This window comes from Vibrio sp. 10N.247.310.17, assembly GCF_041466605.1.
Taxonomy (GTDB): Bacteria; Pseudomonadota; Gammaproteobacteria; order Enterobacterales; family Vibrionaceae; genus Vibrio; species Vibrio tasmaniensis_A.
The window spans coordinates 1-2190 of record NZ_JBFSTC010000199.1 but is presented as its reverse complement, the minus strand read 5'-3'; the positions used below and the strand labels follow the sequence as shown (position 1 = coordinate 2190).

The 2190-nt window shown below is 45.0% G+C and carries 1 protein-coding gene and 1 pseudogene; both read left to right on the top strand.

Features of this window, described 5'->3' with window-relative positions:
* Positions 1-232: 232 nt before the first annotated feature.
* Complete coding sequence (emrD, locus tag AB6D80_RS24775) at positions 233-1438, top strand: multidrug efflux MFS transporter EmrD (RefSeq protein WP_135380533.1); 1206 nt, start codon at positions 233-235, stop codon at positions 1436-1438.
* Between the two features lie 331 nt (positions 1439-1769).
* Positions 1770-2141 (top strand): annotated as a pseudogene (locus tag AB6D80_RS24770) (oligopeptidase B); the annotation flags it as partial.
* Positions 2142-2190 lie beyond the last annotated feature (49 nt).

Sequence of the window (2190 nt, the reverse complement as noted above, 5' to 3'; positions counted from 1 at the left end):
AATGCTTTATTGATTTTATTGTTAATTTATAGACTCATCTAAGCGGAGAAGAGCCGTTTTTATAATCCAAGCTATAGAATTTTATCTTGATCAACTTCACACTTTTTGGTTGCTAAGTAGACGCTCAATCTCTAATATCTCGCGCCTAGATTCCCAGGTTACTTTACTTATTTGGCTCTCCTTAATGGAACGCCAAGGCTTTTTACGTCCTAATTTTTGGAGAGATACGCAAATGTCCGCCACGTTTCCATTAGCGAAACTTACCTTTTTAATCGCTATCCTGACTGCCGTGGGTCAAATGACTCAAACGATGTACGTGCCTTCTATCGGTCATATGGCAGGTGAGTTCTTGGTTTCAGCATCTTCGCTTCAAGCTGTGATGGCGTGCTACCTGATCCCTTATGGTCTGTCGCAATTTGCATACGGTCCACTTTCTGATCGCCTAGGTCGCAAACCAATCATCGTCGTCGGTTTGATCATCTACATCATCGGTACTTTGGTGGCATTGTTTGCTCACGAATATGAATGGTTTTTAGCAGGTAGCTTTATACAAGGTTTGGGCATCGGTTGTGGTGGTGCGATGTCTCGTACATTGACTCGCGACTGTTTTGAAGGCGCAGAACTGCACCGCGCAAACAGCTTAATTAGCATGTGTGTGATTTTCTCACCATTGATGGCTCCTGTATTAGGTGGGTACTTAACAGAAGCTTTCGGTTGGCGTTCTAGCTACTTGTTCCTTGCGCTGTTTGGTATCGCAGTGGTGATCACCATGATGACGAGCATGATGGAAACTCTGCCAAAAGAACGACGCAAACATGAATCGGTTGCCAACAGCTACAAATTCGTTCTATCTGACAAACGTTTCCAAGGTTTCTTATTGGTATTGGTCGCAACATTTGCAGGTGTAGCGGTATTTGAAGCTGCGGCAGGTGTATTGCTTGGCGGTGTACTTGGCTTGCCTGCAACCACAGTAAGCTTGTTGTTTGTATTACCCATTCCAGGTTACTTAGTCGGTGCTGGCCTATCCAGTTACATCGCACAACGTAGCAGTGAGCGCCGCGCTCTGAATGTTGGACTAGTTGCTATCTTGGTAGGGTCTACCGTGGTGTTGATACCAGGTCTATTTGGTCAAACAACAGCATTAACTTTGATTGGCGGTGCTACGATTTACTTTTTGGGCGCTGGTATCTTATTCCCGGCGGCAACAACAGGGGCGCTTTCGCCATTCCCGTACCACGCAGGTACTGGAGGTGCGATTTTGGGTGGTATGCAAAACCTAGGTGCTGGCATCGCAACACTACTGGCCTCGTTCTTCCCAGCTCAAGACCAACTGCCGCTCGGTTGCTTGATGATTGCAATGTCATTCATCGCCATGCTTGGTTTACGTTGGGTTAATCGTAAACCTGACCATTCAAACGAAATGCCATTGGCTATCTAAAGTAAACTCTACCTCAGCTCAAACAACGAAGAGGGACAGACTGAAAAGTGTGTCCCTTTTTCATTGCACGTTTTCCCCCAGCTCACATCTACCATCGATTCCATTAACCATTACTTTGATTTATTGAAAACAATAACAGACACTTACGCTGAAAGTACCAATCCAGAATCCAATTATAAATAACATCACTTGAAGAAAACTAACCACTAAAGGATGCTGGCATTAAAACGAGTAAGGTACACAATAGGATATACAGATGCGTTTCGCTTTAACCACATTAGCCGTATCGGCCGCACTTGTCGCCGGATGCAGCAATCAAGGAATAACAACCATGGACCACAACTCTCCATCGCAACTCATCGCACATCAAACCCAAGCTCCCGTAGCTAAGAAAGTCCCTCATGCAATGACGATTCATGGTGATACCCGAATCGATGATTATTACTGGATGCGTGATGATGAGCGCCAAGACCCAGAGATCTTGCAGCATCTTGAGCAAGAAAACCAGTACGCAGAGGCCGTGCTGAAACACACTGAAGCATCACAAGAACAGTTATTTGAAGAGATCAAAGGCCGAATCGCAAAAGACGACCATTCGGTTCCAGTTCGCAAAGGCAGCTACTATTACTCGAATGAAGTCACAGGTGACAACGAATACCCAGTTCACTTGCGTGAAAATGACTTTTTAGGTACAGACAAGCGGTGTTTTTCAAGGTAGTTGTCATCATTTGCTTGCTTATTAAGCAGCTTCT